This is a genomic window from Parendozoicomonas verongulae, assembly GCF_009711465.1.
Classification (GTDB): Bacteria; Pseudomonadota; Gammaproteobacteria; order Pseudomonadales; family Endozoicomonadaceae; genus Sansalvadorimonas; species Sansalvadorimonas verongulae.
Map to the genome: position 1 here is coordinate 1 of NZ_SMME01000053.1, position 226 is coordinate 226.

Here is a 226-nt window from a genome sequence, read left to right on the forward strand (position 1 = left end):
TACCACAACATGGATCAGGAATCCATCTACAATTTACCGCATTTCCAGTGATAATGAAGTTTCTGGCATATTATGCACTCCTCCTTCTTCACCTTCCATTCTGGGCATTCTATTCCCAGAGTTGGCTGGTCTGGAGCAAGATGATGTATTTCCGAGTGTTCTTTGCGCCAGCGCAAAGGAATGTTCACTCGATATGGATGACACTCTTACTGAAGTGAGTCAGATT

General features: G+C 43.8%; 1 protein-coding gene. It reads left to right on the forward strand.

What is annotated here, in order from left to right; genetic code table 11:
* Positions 1-226, forward strand: a 226-nt coding sequence (locus tag E1189_RS24115; protein ID WP_230459778.1) for a hypothetical protein, incomplete at both ends; no start/stop codon positions are given.